The organism is Legionella saoudiensis (assembly GCF_001465875.1).
GTDB classification, from domain to species: domain Bacteria; phylum Pseudomonadota; class Gammaproteobacteria; order Legionellales; family Legionellaceae; genus Legionella; species Legionella saoudiensis.
The window spans coordinates 381,720-400,312 of sequence record NZ_LN901323.1; the positions used below are offsets into that span (position 1 = coordinate 381,720).

Consider the following 18,593-nt stretch of genomic DNA (forward strand, 5'->3'; position numbering starts at 1 on the left):
CTGGGAGTTAAGATGGCCAAATATGCTGAGCAAATCACAAGTCTTTTTTCTAGCATAGATCTAAACCTTATTGAATCCTATATTAAAAGAATAGACTTCGATCAGTTAAAAATTATCTATGCAGAAATTTTACCTAACATTACAGACTTAGATCGTAGAAGACAATTGCAAGCAATGTTAGTGGAGCGTGAAAAGCAGATTTATGCGGCCTCCGAAAAACATATTGTCGTTGAAAGAGCACTCCAAAGCAATGTAAGGGTTAGCGATCAGCTTCAAGTGATGTTTGAGAATATTACTCAAGATGTTCTTTCCGGTTTAAATAAAGAAAAGGTAAAAGAAGCATTGCTGCAGAAAGCATCAAATATAGAATTATTTGTGCTGAAACGTAAATTAAGTCTAATGGCTTCTGATGAAGAATTAGAACTATTTAAAGTTGATGTAGATGCGGAAATTGAAAAGCGTAAAAAAATTCCCGACGTGGATCCTCAGATATGGCTCGATGATTTTCACGAATTTCAAAAAAATGAAGGAAACCTGCAGTGGGAAGAAAAACAATGGCAAAAACTAATTAAACACGATCAAGAAATTCAGGCTGAATTGTATACCCCTCCACCAAGAACATATGAAGATGTGGAAAAGAAGAAACCAGGTTTTTGGACTACCGTAGGAGGTTGGCTGTCTAAGGCGGCTACAAACACGGGCGAGTTTTTGGTCAAGGGAGTTGCCATGGTGGTGGGGTATATCCCTCTAACCATTTATGGTTACCTATCCGCACCTACTACCAAGCCTGCGCCTGTAAAAGAACTGAAGCCGGTTCCAGAGGGTTTTACAGAAGATGAGGAGTTGGAATTAGAGCTATGGCGTGATGCCGGTGCTCGCACCATAGCAGAAACGACAGGTTTAACCGCGGTGGGCGGCACCAAAAAGCGTGACGCAGAGAGTATTCAAAATTCACTCCATTCACGCTTAGGGATGGTAATGGCGTCACAAATGGTGGCGGCAACAGAAAATGAAAATCACGGTTCTATCAAAACCGTAATTGGGTCTTTAGTTAGACCAGAAGACAGTAATAAAACCATTCGTTCCCTACATGATGCCATCAAGGGTGTGGTTAATCCCATTGCTGATAATCCTTTAAATAGTGAGCATGCCTGCTCCAAAGGTGGCGACGCTGATCTTGTCACCTCAATTGAGTTCGAGCTGTTTAAATCCTTATCTGAAAATCCAGAAAAATTTGACAAGTATGGATTGAAGCTGACAAAGTCAGAAAAAGAACAAATAGACAGTTATTACAACAGCATGGAGAAAAGTAAAGATTTAAGCCATATGTTGAAACACGTCTGTTCCGACTGGGGTGGATATCGAAAGACCGATCCCAAAAAAGGTGAGCCGAAAGACAATTACATCAAAGTTGAAGAAGATTTTGAAATTAAAAATCAGCGATTTGAGCAAAAGCTACAGCTTGCCAGTAGATCCTTACAAGATGCAATAAAACAATTACCAGATGGTGAATCATTGTTCCTTGAAACTGGCTTGGAAGGCCATGCGATGCAGTTGGTTATCAAAAAGGAAAATGGAAAAATAAAACTCTCCACTTATGACTCTTCTGGAGCCTTAGAAAATACTGCACTAGCCAAAGGTGGTGTGAGCATTATTAAAGACGGTTCCAAAGGCTTTATGGATACTCTTAGAACCAAAGGGTTATGGAAGGCTTTGGGCGACGTTGGAAGCGCTATTTCCGGGGTTTTTCAATTATGGGGAATGGGCTATAAGTCCCAACGTAGAAATGCATTATCCTTCACGGTTGCTGAGGATAAGTTATATACCGCTGAAGGTTTAGATTATTTAAGTACACTTGTACGCTCTAATTCAATGGCTGGTTGGGCACAAACACACATAGACTTAAATATTAGACATAGCACCATGGAAGAACGTGATCAGATGGGCTATTTTGAAAGATTATCTGCTCTAAACGCTCAATCTGATATTTATTCCAATTACATCAAAAATTTTAGTGCCCTCTCTGATCCGGATGGGGTACCGCAATTTGAGGAGTTATTACAAAGACCTCAAAATACCTCAAACTGCTTTGCGAAGAAATCACAAGCCTGCGAGTTATACCAATTAGGAAAAGCGACCTATAAAAAAGTTCGACTTGCGATGTTATTGGAGCAAAAAGAAGGCATTTTAAATGATGTTTGTGGCAGGAAAGGGGAAGTACAGGCTGAAAACGCAGTTAAATTTATTAGTTCCCAGTATGTAGATATGCTAAAAAGCATCGAACCAGAATATCTTTCTCCAGATGAGCTACATGATGTATCCATGCGCTTAGCGGAATTAGAAAAACCACCTACTACTGAATACTATAAAACCTATTTTAACGCCTTGTTGGATGCAAAGGCGGAACTTCTGAAAAGCAACTCTAAACACATAGCGATTGGGCGGATTGATGATAAAATTGCCGATCATGCTAAAGCTTTATATTTGTATTTAAAAGCGAATAATAAGCAAGCGGAAATTCAGGAAATCTTCGCACCTGCTGTATATAACGCGGATCCTGAGTTTAATTGGAAATCTGGGGTTATGCCCTTAAAGACTGATGAGAATGGCAAAATAAATGATGCGGCATTGACCCGATTAAGCGAACATTCTACCGCTATGGCATGGAAAGCAACCATTCAGCTACTGAACCATCAAATTCAAAAACTAAGCGTTAACGAACGACATATCGAATCAGAGAGCGAGCGTTTGAAATCAGTAAGCAGCTGGGGTGTGTCAAAAGTCACTGCCCAAGATCTGATGAATGCAAATGTAGTCAACTTCGTTACCAGTAAAGATAGAAAAGAATATACTAAAATCGAAATAAATGTAGGTGGTAAACGAAGAGAAATTGACCATGATACATTTTTTAGCCTTTTAACAAAAAGTGCAAATAAAGAGGCGCTTACAAACCCTAACGTAGTTGGAATTATCAATTACTTACGTAATTCATCAACAACAATTGAAGCCGAATATAAGAGCAAAATACGCGATGTACAACGCCAAGCATTTGCAGAGAAGCTTGCTACCAGTATCGATAAGGCCACTAATCGCCTAAAAGCCGATGTGATAAAACTTACTGAAATTAAAGAAAAATTGACGCAAATGCTTGAGGACGATTTTGCCAAGCGCATTACCTCACTTGAGGAGCAAATTGAGGAAGAAAAAGCAATTATTGGTGTAGGAAAAAATTCTGTCCAATTAAGAAATCTGGAAGCTCGTCTCGATCTTCTTAAAAAAGAAGTACTGGAAATCGAGAGTTTGAAACAGTCTGTACTGACCAAACTAGCGCGACTGGAGTCTGGTGATACCGTTCCTGGCTCTTTAAAAAATCGTATTAAAATTGCCAATGACATTTATGGAAGACTCAGTGATAAAAACTCTGACTTAAAAACGAGTAACGCTGTATGTCATGCATTCTCCTCTGCAGATGAGCATTTGGAAAAAGTCCATAAAGATTTAATGTCAATTACCCAAGCTTTTGAAATAGATGATATTGAAAAACAAATAAATGATCGGCATCTCCATATTAATAAATTCCGCGAGCGCGTGATTACTGCGCATATGGATACCAACCCTGAATTTAGAATATTGGCTGAACTCTCAGCAGGAAGATTAGGAACTGAGAAAGAGCGAAACCGGGAGATGTATAAGCAATCCGCTGAAGAGCGAGCTGAGTTTTACAAATTAGGAAAAAATTCATTTTTACCTGGCAGCGTGTATTACGAAATACAGGACCTGAATAAAAAACTTAAAGCAAAAGCTTTTGAGATTGTCGAACGCAAGGTCATTGTGAAAGCAGATCATTATACTCCCGATGATCTTGATTCTATGTCATCTGGCAATAATGAGTACATAAAGCTTGATGGGATTGCTGGAGAGTTGAGTAAAGAGCCTATACCCGATGAGTTAAAACAGGAATGGGTTCGTGGAATGTTTGCTATTTGGATAAAATTTGAGCGTGCTGAACTTTTAAACAAAGCTCAAAATAGCGCCAACCCTACCGAAGCCATTAATAATTTGTTCCATCATTTCTTAGAACAAAAAGCAAATATTAAGTATGCAACTCTAAAACAGTCTGGATACCCAATAGATCTAAATGAACGTCAAATTCAAGAAATGGGATGGAAGCCAATTGATATCGAAGCAATACGTCAAGAGCGCCATAATAACGCCCTGGTAACCGCAGCGAAATTTAAAAAACTGGAAGATGCTCGACCAAAACCTAAAGATGCACCTCCTGTTGCTGCCGTTAAACTAACCGGTGACGACTTAGAAAGACAACATGTTGTTTCCGAGGTAAAAGATTTTGAACCACCAAAAGAGAATTTCTTAAGACTATATGAAAACGTAGTGATTGATGGAAGTACATTGAAGTTTTTGCGTGAAAATCCTACCCCTATTTTAAAGGGGGAATCTCGCGAAGATTGCGAACAATACTTCAAAGAAATGGCGGCACATTTAAACAAGTTGAAAACGTTTAATGGATTAGAAAATAAAGGCGATCGGGTACTCGAATTTTGTGATTCGGCTGCCTCTAAAATCTTTAATTTACCCTACCCACCTCCTGCTAAATTGGTAACGGATATTGCCGAAAGCATGTTGGAGCGTTATCGCGCTGATGATGAAAAACAAAGTCTGGATAAAGGGTTCATGGATTTAGAAAATCATGAACGCTCTCAATTACTAACAGGTTTAATCAAATTAAGCCTGGCACAAATTGATCCTAGTGTCGATGCAAAAGTTAATCCTAAATTTTACTCTACGATTAAGCAATGGGAAAAGTTAATTATTCCTCGTGATGAGGCTATGTCACGAAAAATTAGCCTGTTAACTCCAGATGGCACAGAGCCGGTTGATATTACGTTATTTACAGAAGTTGATCTTGCTCTTCACGGCTCTCCAATTGGTTTAGAAGGTTTGTATGAAGGGCAAAGAGGCTTACAAGTTGCTTTAATCAATTATGGTAAAGAAAAATCGGTAGATGCTGAACTGCGTAAGCTTGCCGATAAGCTGAGTATGAGAAACGGTGATGCCTTACTCGCACGACAAGTTATCGACTATTACTCCAATCAAGCATTTCTACTTTCAAAAGATGGAATAAACAGTACGCAAGGTCGCGAGCTCTTTGAGCGGGCATTTTTAGATGCATTTAGAAATGCCACTACTAAAGAAAAAGAACAATTATTACATTTCTTAAAAGATTTACCCTTAAATCAAGCGAAAATGCCTTGCACGCTAAAAGCACCACATGAATCATTTATCGATGAATTGTTGCTTAAAGCAGCCAATATTGACCCTAAAGCATTTAAGGAAATTACGGGCAAAGAGCTACCCTTAACCACGGCAACAGAATCCTTTGTTCATTCGTTAACTATTGATGATCCCTTAAGTGACAAAAACCCGGATGCTACCGACAGACTCTTTGGGTTTGTCCGAGAGATCAATCTATTGACTCTAAAAATAGAGCATCTTACTAATAAACCACAACCACTCAGTGAGGAGGATGGGGCTACGTTAGATGAACTCTACGCTAAACTAATATGCTCCAATTTGGCTTATAAATTAACTTATGATCAAGCTACGGAAGAAACTATAGCTAATCTGAAAAAGAATTTTGAGTTTACGCGAGAAATGGGATTAGCACAGACTAATATCAGCAAACATCAGGATCAAATCACCCAGTTCTCAGCCACTCTTAACCAAAAGGGACGTGCAGCACTCTTTACGAGAGTGTTTTCTGCCTATGCAAAAGATTCTAAATTTGATGGTCATCAGATTGAAATTGAAACAGCCTCATCCACTAAAGGTCTTCCTGGTTTTATCACGTTGGTAGGACAGGTTTCGCTAGATGTTTTACATGGCGTTCTTTATATGGGTAATAATAGATTAGGTGTGATGCCTGCGCATATTCAATCTAATATTGCCCTTCAAGAATTAGGTATTGGTGGTCTTCCATTTAGACCTAAAGACGGTGGCTACATCTATTCTGAAGATAATGTTGAAGAGGGTGGCAATAAAATAAAAGCCTCAATTACTCCTCAGGAAGATGGTAGTCTTATCATTCAAAGAGAATTAAAAATTTTAGATGGTACTCCTAAAATTCTTCAATACATCCAGCCCGATAAAATGGGTGCTGTGCCTATTGCATTAAAACGAAGACTAAACGCAGCACATTATTTTGTAGATGCGAAGGGGGATATCCATGGGTTTACCGCGGACTTTAAACCCGTATTGCAGCTATCACTGAATGATAATGATATTTGGAGTGGTAAATTAATAGATCATCGGGGTAAATCAATTGATATCAGCTTGCATACGGTAGAAGAGTCTGCTGCTCATGATTTAACGAGTATTTTCCCTGCAGATGAAATGATCAATGTGAATAAGAACACGGTTTATGTTCCATCCATTGCTAAATATGTAATTTATGACGAGGTTTCTGCAAGTTATTTCTTATCAGATAATGACAGCATTGCCGATCTTTCTTCAAGAATGCACCTTAGTATAAAGAAAGATGGCAGTGCATTTACTACGAAACAATTATCATCTTCTGAAGAAAAAGAAGTTAATAATTATCAAGAGCAAATTAAAAAACTAAAAGAACAGGTACCCACTCTTAAAACACAAATTATAAAAAATGCAAAAGCACTGCTGGAAAAAGTCGGAATGGAGCCTGCTGCTCTTGAGAAAGAGGATATCCAGGATGAGGAAATTAACACCTTAATTCAGCAAGCTCGTGAAAAAATTATGTTGCTTGGAGATACCCCAGCTCAAAAAGACGCGCAGTTACTCGAAAAGCAAATTGAAAAAGATCAATCAAGAGTCAAATTGCTTGAAGGAACTGGTCTACTTAGTAGACAAGCCCGAGAAGATGTGGCGAAGAAAATTAGTGGGCTTGAAAACAAAATTAGAGAAATTACTAATCCCGAGTATTTTGTTTTTGTTGCGAAATCTCCACAAATTGAAGAATTAGAACAATCGCTGGTTAAACTTAAGGAGGCAATGGAGCAGTCCTATCTTGAGTTTAAGGCGGGCGGAAAAGATAGAGATACTCTTGCGACTCAGTATGAGGCAAAGAAAAACGCCTATTTACAAGGTAAGTTTAAACTGGACCAAGCTTACTCTGCTGCAAGTTATTTGCGAACCTTTAGCGAGCAAGGTGGTTTGTTAAAAGCGAAAGACTTCCAAAGTATTCTTCATATTGCTTCAGTCGAAGGCAAAACTACAGTTTTAACCAAACTTTTAGGTACTAATATTCCCAAAGCTCCTTTGAAATCGGCTGAACTCGATCAATTACATAATATTAAACAAACGTTTTTGGCAAAGAATGAACCTCTAAGCGTAGAAGATAGGGCAGCACGAATGATGTTGATTGGTACAGAACTCCAGCATCATATGTTAGAGCGCTCTGCATGTGCCTATGGTAGATTAGATCAATGGGATCGAGAGGCCTATACCACTCTAGTCACTCAATTTCTCGCAGAAATGGATGGTATTTTAAGGGCAGAGAAAGAACATCCCGGAACGTTTCCCCATGAGCAGTTTTCTGAGTTATGGCGTACTCTACAAGCTGAATTTACTGATAAAACCAAAATATCAGAAGCATGGGCAGCAATACAGTCTAAATATCCAGAAGAAAAGAGAATCGAATTTACTCCGAATATGCTCGATCACTTCTTTATCAAACCCATAACTCCTGTGGACACAGGTGAGAAAAAACCCATTAGTATTAATACCCGAACAACGGATATGCCCATTGAAAGTATGGGGGCACGTTCCTTGGTTACCATTAAATTGCATAACAATCCGCAAGAACTTATTGATAAAGCTCAGCTTGAGCTTGAAGAACGTTTACGTACAGATTTAAGCGAGCATGGTGAATCGGTCCAGGCACAGGAGGACGGGTATTATTACGAAAACTATGGGGTCTTTAATAAGAAAACTCTGGAAAAACTGTTCAGCGTAACTCCAAGTCATAAGGGGCTTGGGGGATTAAGTGAAGAAAACGTTGCAAAGTTATTTGACTTAATGAAGCAAAATGGCTGGATTCGCGCTGTAGAACCCAAAGAGAAAGGGCAATTTCAGCTGGCATTACACCCTAGTGAATTTTACTCTTCTCACAAAATTGCCAGCTATCTCGTTGAAAAAGGATTTGCACAAAGCGAAATACGCTCTATTTCTGATAGATTGGAAACATTTTTATACCAAACTGCAGTTAATGGGGGTACTTACTCTATAAAAGCAGGCGCGCGCGACGAGTTAATTGAAAAAGTTACTGAGGCTCAAGAAAAATGCAATATTGAATATTTAATGGCCAAAGATAAACTTGAATCAATTTTGGCAAATACCTCTCCACAGGTTACCTTTGCTGAGCTCAATTCGGCCTATCTCTTAAATGATTACAGCAGGCTTCTTTCCAAATTCCCTATAGGGACTGATCTTAAGAAAATTGAAATTTCTTTGAATAATAATATGACTCGATTGTTATATTACAAAACTGAATTGGATCATTTAAATGATATCGAAGAAACATTCAAAAGAGGGGAAGATGCAAAAGCAGTTGCAATGTTACATATTAAACGCAACTACCAACTAGATAGGCTACTTGATTCTGAAATTGCTTTAGATACAACGGCAACCGATCCTAAGCTGGTTGAGCAAGAGCGAAAAATGCAAAGAGCGTATCTCTTGTTCGAATCTGGGTTTGGTCATCGTTGTAACACCCGTCAGGTAAATATCTTCCGTGGTCTGCTGCTTGATGAAGAAACTAACCCAGACAAAATTGACTCTGCTCAAGCTCGAATGGGATTTGGTAAGACTACTCTATTACCCTTGGTTGCTTTATATAAAACAGATCCAAGTAAATTAGTGCGTTTTATAGTCCCTAAATCAGCACTGGAAACAAATACAGCCGATATGTCTTCAAGCCTAGGTGATTTGCTTGGCGGTCGTGCCGTAAAAGATGATTTCCAACGTTATCGAATCGAAGCAGACCCTAAACCAGATATGGGCTTAGAGAGCCCCCGTTTACATTCATTGCAAAATGCCAAAGAAGATCTGAAGAAACGGCTCGCGTTGTATGAACGAATCAGAGAAAATCGTGAAGTGTTGGTACAAGCACCGAACGTTCGTAACTCAATGGAGTGTCAAGTTAAGATTTTCTTAGATATGTTAAATAGAATTAACCCTAAGGAAACCTTGCAACGCCAAGAACTTATTGAATGTATTGCCATATTGAACCAAATACGCTCTATGACCACTGTGTCCGTGTTTGATGAGTTAGATGCGACACAAGATAGCGCTACAACGGACGTAAACTATACTTCGGGCATCAAAGAGTCACTGGACTCTGCTGAAATTTATCCATTGGAAGTCATTACTCAAACAATTAAGGCAGCAAAAGACAGATCGCCTGACGCATTGGCTGATGCATTACTTGCGCAATTTAACATCGTTGATGATGCCCAGCATTGCATTAAGAAATATATTATGTCTTTGGAAGAAGAGCAGCCATCAGGAGTTAATCAGGCAAATTGTAAACAAATTTATCTAATGCGCGCTGTTTTAACCGATCCAGTTATGCTAAGTGTCTTTATTGAAAAAGAACCGGGTACAGACTTCGGGGTTTGGTTTCAAACTGCTCCAGATGGTTCCAAACAATATGATTATGATGCGCTTAGAACCGGTGGTGAAGCAAAATCTACTAAACCATTATTAATTACAATTCCCTACCAAGCGGCCAATACTCCAAAACCCCAAGGTTCGCGGTTTGATAATCCAGAGGTTACCGCAATTACAACCTTTTTGTATTATCTCGATTCTAAAACCAAGGTATATGAAGACCCTCATTTAGAGTTTTTAATTGAGTCCATTCGAACAGGAGTTGGTGAAAAGCCATTCTTAGACCAATCCGGTCAGCAAATCGATCCTGAGTTTCGGGAAATATTTGAGAAGTTGAAAGAGTTAGCCGATATCCAGGATCCAATTTTCAGAAACTCTCAAAGACATGAGTACTTTAAAACGCTTGATAAAGATGGTACTGCCTTTAGGAAAATGCTGGCTCGCACAATTATCCAAGAGCAAATAAAATTCGATACGGGTAAAGCCAACAGTAACCGTTATGAGCAAGGAACCATGCAGGATGTAGTCATTGGATTCTCTGGTACTGCAGGGGATACGTCCTCTCATTTTAAACAGAATATGCTTGACCCAGCTGCCGATGGAAATATGACCTTAGGTATTATGGGCAGACAAAACTGTCAAACCACTACAACACTAGATACTGATGGTTTTACTAAGAAAGGCGATTATACCGCTAACTTGATTCAAGCCTTAGCTGAATCTTCATTCCAAGAAAAAACTAGAACTTTCATCGATGTGGGTGGTTTATGCAAGATCTCTAATCGGGGTGTTGCATTTGAAATAGCCAAGCAATTAAAGCTAAAAGACGAACCATTAAAAGGATTAAAAGGCGTTATTTTCTATGATGACGTTACTAATATGAAAAAGGTTCTTTCTTTAGATGAATCTGGTAAAGAAACTATTGTTGATTTAACTCCAGAAATGGTGGCTGAATCAGATAAAAATGGAAGTTATTTCACCTATTATGATCAAAGCCACTCTCGTGGTGCTGATATTAAACAGATGAATGGTGCCAATGCTGTTTTAACATTGAATTTTACAGTGACAAATAATGATTACAAACAAGCTATTATGAGGATGAGAAAAATTGTCGATAAGACAGCAGGTCAATCATTCTCAATCGCTGTACCTGAAAATGTAAAAAAACAAATTTTAATTGATCTAAAACTTACAGCAGAGGACAGACCAGAAGGACTCACAGGAAACGATATCGCTTTTTGGCTCAGACAAAAAGAACTCAAAAGCGATTTAAATAATATTTCTGTATTTAAAGCAGAGCTGGATTCCGTTGTTAAAAATGCCATCTTGCAGCAGCAAGCAGAAATAACCAAATTAATGGGCGCTGGCAATTTAACCGAGGAGCAAATAAAACATTTCAGTGCTTTTGTGCAAAAACTCAATGAGATTAGCTCTTTGCCATTTATTCCCAATACCGTAGGAGATTTGAAGGCCAAATATGGTGGAAAATATGGAGAAACTACCAAAGAACAATTTATTAAAGATTTAGAGACTTTATTCAAGAAACGTATGGATGAGCTCTATCAGGCTGTTGACCAGGCAAGGATTGATCTGGAACTTCCTGAAAGACAGGGTAAAGGTATACCTGAAAAAGACTTAGATACAAAAGATCCTTACTTTGCAATGAAAAAGAGAATTATCGCCAGACGTGAATCTCAATTAAGCGATAAATTTGTGATTCCATCTGATAGCGGTAATGCGTTAGCAGAAGGCGAAGCTGTGACTGAAAACCAATCTCAAAGTCAATCACAAAGTCAGAGCCAAAGTCAAAGCCAAACACAGACACATTCATTCTCTGAGGTTAATAATGAAGAGGTGGTTGTTGAGGCTCGATTATTAAAACATGACATGACCGTTGACCCTATTTCAGTTGCTTATTTATCTCAGCCTTCAGAAATTAGTGCATTACCTTTAGCAAGTAAAGTAGCTCATATGACGAAATTATTTTTAGACGATGATTCTGTTCGTTGCAGCCCGACTTATAAAACGATGGATCCCGTCCCTCCCGTACGTTATTTTGTCGCTCGCGAAGCAGGTGATCCTAAAGTTATTTTAATCAATCAAGATGAGGCAAATAAATTTAAAGCATCACCTCAAGAAGGCTGGAGTCTCTATGACATTCGAGTTAGCAAAACGCATGAAACATCTAAAGCAAAAGTTCTAACTCCTATCGTGGGTCCTGAAATCGCTTCACTACAACAAGATCCACTAGTTAATAAATTGAATTTTGCCGCCTTTAGACATCCAGTATCCGGTTCTACTGTGAGCGAGCTGGCAGAATCCTTTAAAGGAATATTAACTCCCAAACAACTTCAACCTACATTGGATATTACCTTTTCTAATACGGAAAATTTAACTGCGGAGGATAACGTATTTCAATTGCCTGAATGGGGTTTCACTGGAAAAAATACTACCGAATGTAAAATACAAATTCAGCGCACTGAAATAGAACATACAGAACAGTATAAAGAGACTGGTGTCACCATCTCTATTGGCGAAAACGATGGTAAAGCGGATGTGTTTATTTCTTCAAAATTAAATGATCGTTTCACCAAAGGAGATAAGCCTAAGGCAATTAAGAAAATTAGGGATGAAATAGGCGAAGAACGAGAAAAGGCGATGGAAGAACACGCCTCTCTTAAAAAAGCACATCATGACCTTAGGGAACGTAAACATGAGCGAATGGATCATTATGCTGAATTAATCAGACAGAAAAAAGAAGAAAGAGAAACGGCCATTAGAATGGGTAAGCAAGCCATAATTGATGGTTATCCTAAGGCAATGCAATCTTCGCTAGATGCTAAAGAATGGTCTAATGGTCCTGTGGGCGCGCTCGCCTTGAAGCATTTGAAAATGTTTGCCCGAAACAAAGTTCAAGGCGCAACTCACTATGGATTCCAACTTGATAAAGTATGGTGTGATGATCTGGAGATGGGGACTAGTTATTGTCTCAACAAACTCTTTAAATTGCATAAAGAAAAAATAGCGAAAGGCGAAGCTTCAGGCTTAAGTGATGAGGAATTATCTGGGCTTTTAAATAAAGAATTAACTAAACTTTTGTTGATAGTGGAAAAAAGATATTCCGATGCCGTGCCTTATAAAGATAACAATGAATTACCCATGGATTCTTTATTTAAAGCAAGCAGAGCACCCGCTAAAATAGGTTCAAAACAAAATCTAGATGTTACATTCCTAGGACAAGATTTTGATACCGCCTTTAGAAACTTATTCTACGATGTTTATTGTGAACAAATTGATGATAAATTCAAAGATGGTCAAAAAGAACGAACTAAAGCGTTTGATGATTTTTCTAAACATTTTAAAAGCATCATTTTCCTGGCAAGAAGAGAGGATTCTTTTACTGCAGAACAACTTCAAGAAAGGTTAATGGCAGCTTGTAGAAACTTTGCTTCTCGAGTAGGTGCCAATCCAGATAAAATGGAAAAGAGATTCAAGGATCGTTTGTGTTATTCCATCACTGCTGGACTCAATAAAGCAGAAAGCAGGACAGCCATACAAAAGGCAATGAAAAATATGGTCTTAAATGGCATTTTGGACTCCATTGGCGTGGCTACGGAAGAGCAACGAGCGTTTTACGAACGTATTAAAGTGTGGTCAGAAGAGAAAATTGATAAAAATAATTTCCCATTGCCTGAGAAATTAAAAGACTATAAGACAACTCCCATTGATAGGGGAGAAATCCGGGCTGCTATTAGAGAGGCATTGGATGCGCAAAAAGTAAGCACAACTGAGACAGAAATGGAGGTTCTAGTTAATAGTACCATCGCCAAGATGCGTGGGCAAAAAGCTCTTGAAGAGCTTTTAGAAAATAATTATAGACCTGTTGAAAATCGCGAACCCAAGTTTGACCCAGATCCCGTAACAGGTGAGCCACGAATCATGTTTGATTCTAGCCATAAAGAAATATTAAAAATGGATCGAGAAGTCCTAAGACTTGAGAAAGAAATAAGCGAGCTTAAAAAACAACGTAAAGAAGAAATAGAGAAGCTTGATCAGCAATGCAAAGATGTAAGAGTACAATTGGATAACAATGAAGGATTATTAGCAAGATTAAACGAAGAGTGGAATGCCATTCGCTCAGTAATTGCCAACATAGGTAAATTCTTTGGGGTATTCACTACGGATAATCACGTTATTGTTAATGAGGAGCAAATAGAGTTCTTTGATGAGCACTTCGATATACCTACCATTATCGAAAAAGATGTAAATGCTACCATCGATTTAGCATTCACTCCACCTGAATACTATGATGTACAAACTGAAATGTTAGTCCAACGTGAGCATTTACATGGACTTGATGATCGGATGATTGATGATCGCGCGATTGAGGTGCGAGCTGAAGGTTCGGTTCTTAATGCAGGAAGAATCGTTACTCAAGAAGCTAGTGAGGTACACCCAAGGGATAATGTAGTGAAAGGATTGGTCAGTGGCGCAGTATTAGAGCAACAACAAGAAGTTATAGCCATTAATCTAGAGTCTGTAAAACTTAAACCAGTTAAGCTGGTAGTTGATGGCTCCCTTGAAGAAAGTGCGGTATTGGAGCAAGAGAAGGATAAGGATGAAGTAGAGGTAAATCCTGATGATCTGCTTCATGCTAAGGGAGAAACCGTTAGATATAGAAATCTATTAAATGAAGGAAGAGGGGAGGATGAACTTCGGAATGACAACTCATTCGGTGTGAAGTGAGAATGCTTTATTTCTTTAAGCCAAAACAGGGCCTTATAACGTAGATCCTAAATAATCCCGCCTAGGCGGGTTATTTAGGTGTCAGTAGTTAAAAGAAGCTAAATAAAATAGATTGAACAGCAAAAAAATCAGGTGAGTTTGTTAGGCCAACACAAGGCCCATTAAAGGCGCCAGTAGAGGTATTTATAGGGCATTGCCAGAGATTATTACTGTCGTCTCCCACATAAGCATAAGTAGTATTATTAAATGATTGAAAAGTCACGCTACCGCTTAGTGCAAATGCTGGAACATTGGTTAATGCGGTACAAGCGCCACTCAAAGTGCCTGTAGATGCGTTAAATGGACATTGCCAAACGGTATCTGAAGCATCACTCACATAAGCATAGGCGCTGCCATTAAACGATTGAAAGGTAACATTATTAGTTTGATAAAATGCAGGTGAATTCGTTAGGGCCACGCACGCTCCACTAAAGGTACCGGTGATTGTATTTATTGGACATTGCCAAAGCGTATTTGAAAGGTCAGAGATATAAGCATACCGGTTGCCATTTACAGTTTGAAAATTTACAGAGAACGTAGCTTGAAAAGCAGTTGTGTTGGTTAGCGCCGTGCAACTTCCACTAAATGTACCCGTTGCCGGATTAATAGGACATTGCCAAAGAGCATTTGTATGAGCAGCCACATAAGCATAGGTTATGCCATTGAAAGACTGAAACGTCACGTTGCTTGTTTTAATAAATGCTGTTGAATTAGTTAATGCGACACAAGCCCCTTCAAACCCTCCAGTAGAGGTATTAAGTGGACATTGCCAGATTTTATCGGTGTAATCACTAACATAAGCATAGGTTATGCCATTAAATGCTTGTAATGTTACGTTGGTAGTTTCCAAAAATGCGGGGGAATTGGTTAATGCAGTACAAGAGCTATTGAAAGTACCCGTGGCACTATTTATCGGGCAGTGCCAGAGTTGCGATGATTCATCGGCAACATAAAGGAAGAGGGGCGTACACACAATCGATATATTGGTTACATTCGCGGTAACGTTTGTACCGGAACCATTATTTACGGTACAAGTTAACCCCGGAGGTTGTTGCAGTATGGTAACATTATAGCTTCCCCCTAAATTAACCGGGGTTGCAAACTGGAAGGATGTGCTACCCGCTGAAACAGTTAAATTCTCACTGCCATTATTTTGTAATACCAAGCCATTGGTGGCTAATCCAGTAATAGAACCGCTAATGGTATAGGTTGCATTGCTTTCTTTAATAATCCTTAAACTGTTACCGAGACTTGGTTGGTAGCATTGTAAGGTACTGCCCTGCTGACATACTACGGGACCGCCAAAGACATTACCTGGTAATTTAGCACCTATTACGCGTAATGAGAGAGTACAGGACTGCTGGCTGTTTAAAGTAAATGGATTGGGGCAACTCCCTGATTCCGAAGTCTCTTGCGTAATTCCCGGAATCGGGTTCATTATTAAGGTATGCGTTTTCTTTGCTTGGTTTGTTACTTTGTATCTAATAAAAACAGGGGTAGTTTGGTTGCCGGGAAGTGAAATGCTCGTTGATGTCAATGGCATAAACGTCCATAAAGGGCTTGCGGCGTAAGTTCCTACAATCTCCAAAAATAATACTATCCCAATTACTAACTTACTAAAGAAATTTCTCATGTTCCCTGTCCTTAGGTTAACCGTGTTCAGCTATTATTAGTAGGAAGTAACGTAGTTTACGCTGATAAATGGGTTGGGGGTTACATAGTTCCTGCAAATAGTTCATTTGGGAAATTAACAGAGAAATTCTTCCATTTCAACAAAGTACTGGGGGGAGCAAAAAGAAGAAATATTTCCATCGTTAACGTATTGTTCTTATTAGATTAATTATAGTTTGAGGCTAAGGATTAGCAGCAATCATCTAAAAAGAGATAAAAATAATATATACTGCATTTATATAGCTCAATAAGTGCATTATTTGTGTATTGCAAGTACGAATAGTCAATTTTAGATAAGGATACATTTGCCTATGCCCCGTTCACCTAAAAGCTCTGCGCATAAAAGAGCCGAAAAAATTTTTGGCACGGGATCATTATTGAATCCCTTAAACTGGCCAAAAACAGCCTTTTCTTACTTTTTTGGTTCCTCTGTTAGTAAAATGGTATTACCTGCGCAAGTCTTATCTACAAAGCGAGATTTTTTACAAGGTACAGCAACCCTAGAAGATAGTTTTATTAAGAAAGTTCGCAAAAATGACCAGTTAGAAATAGATTTTCATACCTTAGATTGCTTTGATGGTGCCTCCTTAGAAACCATGGAGTTAATCCACAGTGAACAAAAGGAAAAACCCAAAGCAGAGCAGAAATATGTGATTTATCTCTGTGGCAATGGCATGTGTATGCAAGATTTATATAATGAAATATATGATATGTGCCTTAGTACCCAACGTAATTTTGTTGCCTTTAACTTAAAAAATGTCATTAAAAGTCAGGGGCAAGTACACAGTGAGCTGGATTTAATTAATGATGTCATTTCGCAAATAGAACGCTTAATATCCGCAGGTGTGCAACCTGAAAACATTTGCCTGGTAGGGCATTCTTTAGGAGCCGCATTCGCTACATTAGCAGCCTATGTTTATTATAAAGAAGGGACACCTATTCGAATTTTCAATGGTCGTTCTTTTGCCAATTTTGCCTATTTCGCTTATCTTCAGGAAAAAAATAGTGGTAGTAGTGAATTTAAAGCCTGGCTGAAGAAAATGAGTTTGCAGCTCTCCAACTTTGACATTGAAGTCGCAAAATATTTTGATGAAATCCCTGATGAATACAAAGAATATATTACTATTAAAGAAGGGCCTATTGATGGGGATGAGCGCAATATTCCGGATGGAGTTATTCCTTTTGAGATATCTCTACGTAGTAAAATTCAAGACCAGGGAACGAATCATTTAGTACGATCTACAAATACCCTCTTTGGTTTTGGACATAACGATCCGCTACGTACGCTAGAGACGGAGAATGGCCAAACGGGAGAAGATCTGTGCCGCTCTTTTATTTTAAAAAAATAATAAACTGGGAGTTGGGCTGCTTGCAACCAGAATTTTTTTTGCAAACAGTACAACCTTCATTAAATTAAAAACGTTTCTTCAGGCCTTAAGCTAAGCACCTCATACCCACCATCTGTCACCAGAATGGTATGCTCCCATTGCGCTGACAATCTATGATCCTTGGTGACCACGGTCCAGCCATCCCCCAAGGTTTTAATTTCTTTACGTCCCAAATTAAGCATCGGTTCAATGGTGAACGTCATTCCTGCTTGTAATTCCAGTCCGGTATTGGCTTTGCCATAATGCAAGACCTCAGGCTCTTCCCACATGGACCTACCAATTCCATGCCCACCGAATTCCCGTACTACGGAATACCCATGTTGTTCCGCGTGCTTTTGGATAATGCTGCCGATATCACCTAGCCGAGTTCCTGGACGTACGATGGCAATGGCTTTATATAAACATTCTTGGCTAACTTCTACTAGTCTTCGAGCAAAAGGTTTAACCGCACCTACCAGAAACATTTTACTGGTATCACCGATGTAGCCATCTTTTTGTACCGTAACATCAATATTAATAATATCGCCGTCTTTAAGCGGTTTATCAGAAGGAATTCCGTGGCAGACGACATGGTTGATGGAAGTGCAAATACAGGCAGGAAACCCGTAATGGTTTAAGGTTGAGGGAATGGCTTGCAAATCCTCAACAATATATTGCCGGCATAATTGCTCAAGCTTATTGGTGCTTACACCAGCAACAACATAAGGCTCTATCATATGCAATACGGAAGCCGCTAATTTACCCGCTACCCGCATTTTTTCTATAGCTTCAGCAGTCTTCACTAACATCGTTTATTTCACCTAGGGATGCTTGAGTTATCAACATTTTGACAATTTCAGGATAGGTAATCGCAGGGTTTTCTTCTGCTAATTTTCCTATCCTGAGCCAATATTCTGCTTGTGAATTAATAGAGCGACTCATTGCTCGTGCCATAAGCTTGGTTGCCTCATGTAATTCGGCAGAAATTTTTACAATGCCCATATTCCTCTCCTAAAAAAACGAAGAATATAGTATTTTATCGCAAAATGCTATATTTTGTATTTTTATGGTTGGTGACGTAGATATAAACTATTTACGAGAGAAGTG

5 protein-coding genes are annotated in these 18,593 nt (G+C 38.8%); 2 read left to right on the top strand and 3 right to left on the bottom strand.

Annotated features, from left to right (window positions below; genetic code table 11):
- Nucleotides 1-12: 12 nt before the first annotated feature.
- Entirely contained in the window at nucleotides 13-14,409 is a 14,397-nt protein-coding gene (locus BN3124_RS07980) for a DUF3638 domain-containing protein (protein WP_230849119.1), read from the top strand.
- A gap of 88 nt (nucleotides 14,410-14,497) precedes the next feature.
- Here BN3124_RS07980 and BN3124_RS07985 read toward each other — a convergent pair whose 3' ends face one another.
- Complete coding sequence (locus BN3124_RS07985) at nucleotides 14,498-16,081, bottom strand: PQQ-binding-like beta-propeller repeat protein (RefSeq protein WP_058534271.1); 1,584 nt, start codon at nucleotides 16,079-16,081, stop codon at nucleotides 14,498-14,500.
- A gap of 349 nt (nucleotides 16,082-16,430) precedes the next feature.
- On the opposite strand from BN3124_RS07985, the gene BN3124_RS07990 reads away from it, so the two are divergent.
- The gene (locus BN3124_RS07990) at nucleotides 16,431-17,468 is read left to right on the top strand and encodes a lipase family protein (protein WP_058534272.1); all 1,038 of its coding nucleotides are present in this window, start codon (nucleotides 16,431-16,433) and stop codon (nucleotides 17,466-17,468) included.
- Between the two features lie 59 nt (nucleotides 17,469-17,527).
- Here BN3124_RS07990 and map read toward each other — a convergent pair whose 3' ends face one another.
- Together map and BN3124_RS08000 are read right to left on the bottom strand one after the other, a co-directional pair.
- Entirely contained in the window at nucleotides 17,528-18,295 is a 768-nt protein-coding gene (gene map, locus BN3124_RS07995) for a type I methionyl aminopeptidase (protein WP_058534273.1), read from the bottom strand.
- A complete protein-coding gene (locus BN3124_RS08000) occupies nucleotides 18,276-18,488 on the bottom strand; it encodes a ParD-like family protein (protein ID WP_058534274.1) in 213 nt (70 codons plus the stop codon). The genes map and BN3124_RS08000 overlap by 20 nt, the downstream gene beginning before the upstream one ends.
- Between the last annotated feature and the right edge of the window lie 105 nt (nucleotides 18,489-18,593).

Excerpts from the sequence above, each read along its gene's own strand:
- map (WP_058534273.1), bottom strand. The coding sequence starts at position 18,295 with ATGTTAGTGAAGACTGCTGAAGCTATAGAAAAAATGCGGGTAGCGGGT.
- BN3124_RS08000 (WP_058534274.1), bottom strand. The coding sequence starts at position 18,488 with ATGGGCATTGTAAAAATTTCTGCCGAATTACATGAGGCAACCAAGCTT.
- BN3124_RS07990 (WP_058534272.1), top strand. The coding sequence starts at position 16,431 with ATGCCCCGTTCACCTAAAAGCTCTGCGCATAAAAGAGCCGAAAAAATT.
- BN3124_RS07980 (WP_230849119.1), top strand. The coding sequence starts at position 13 with ATGGCCAAATATGCTGAGCAAATCACAAGTCTTTTTTCTAGCATAGAT.
- BN3124_RS07985 (WP_058534271.1), bottom strand. The coding sequence starts at position 16,081 with ATGAGAAATTTCTTTAGTAAGTTAGTAATTGGGATAGTATTATTTTTG.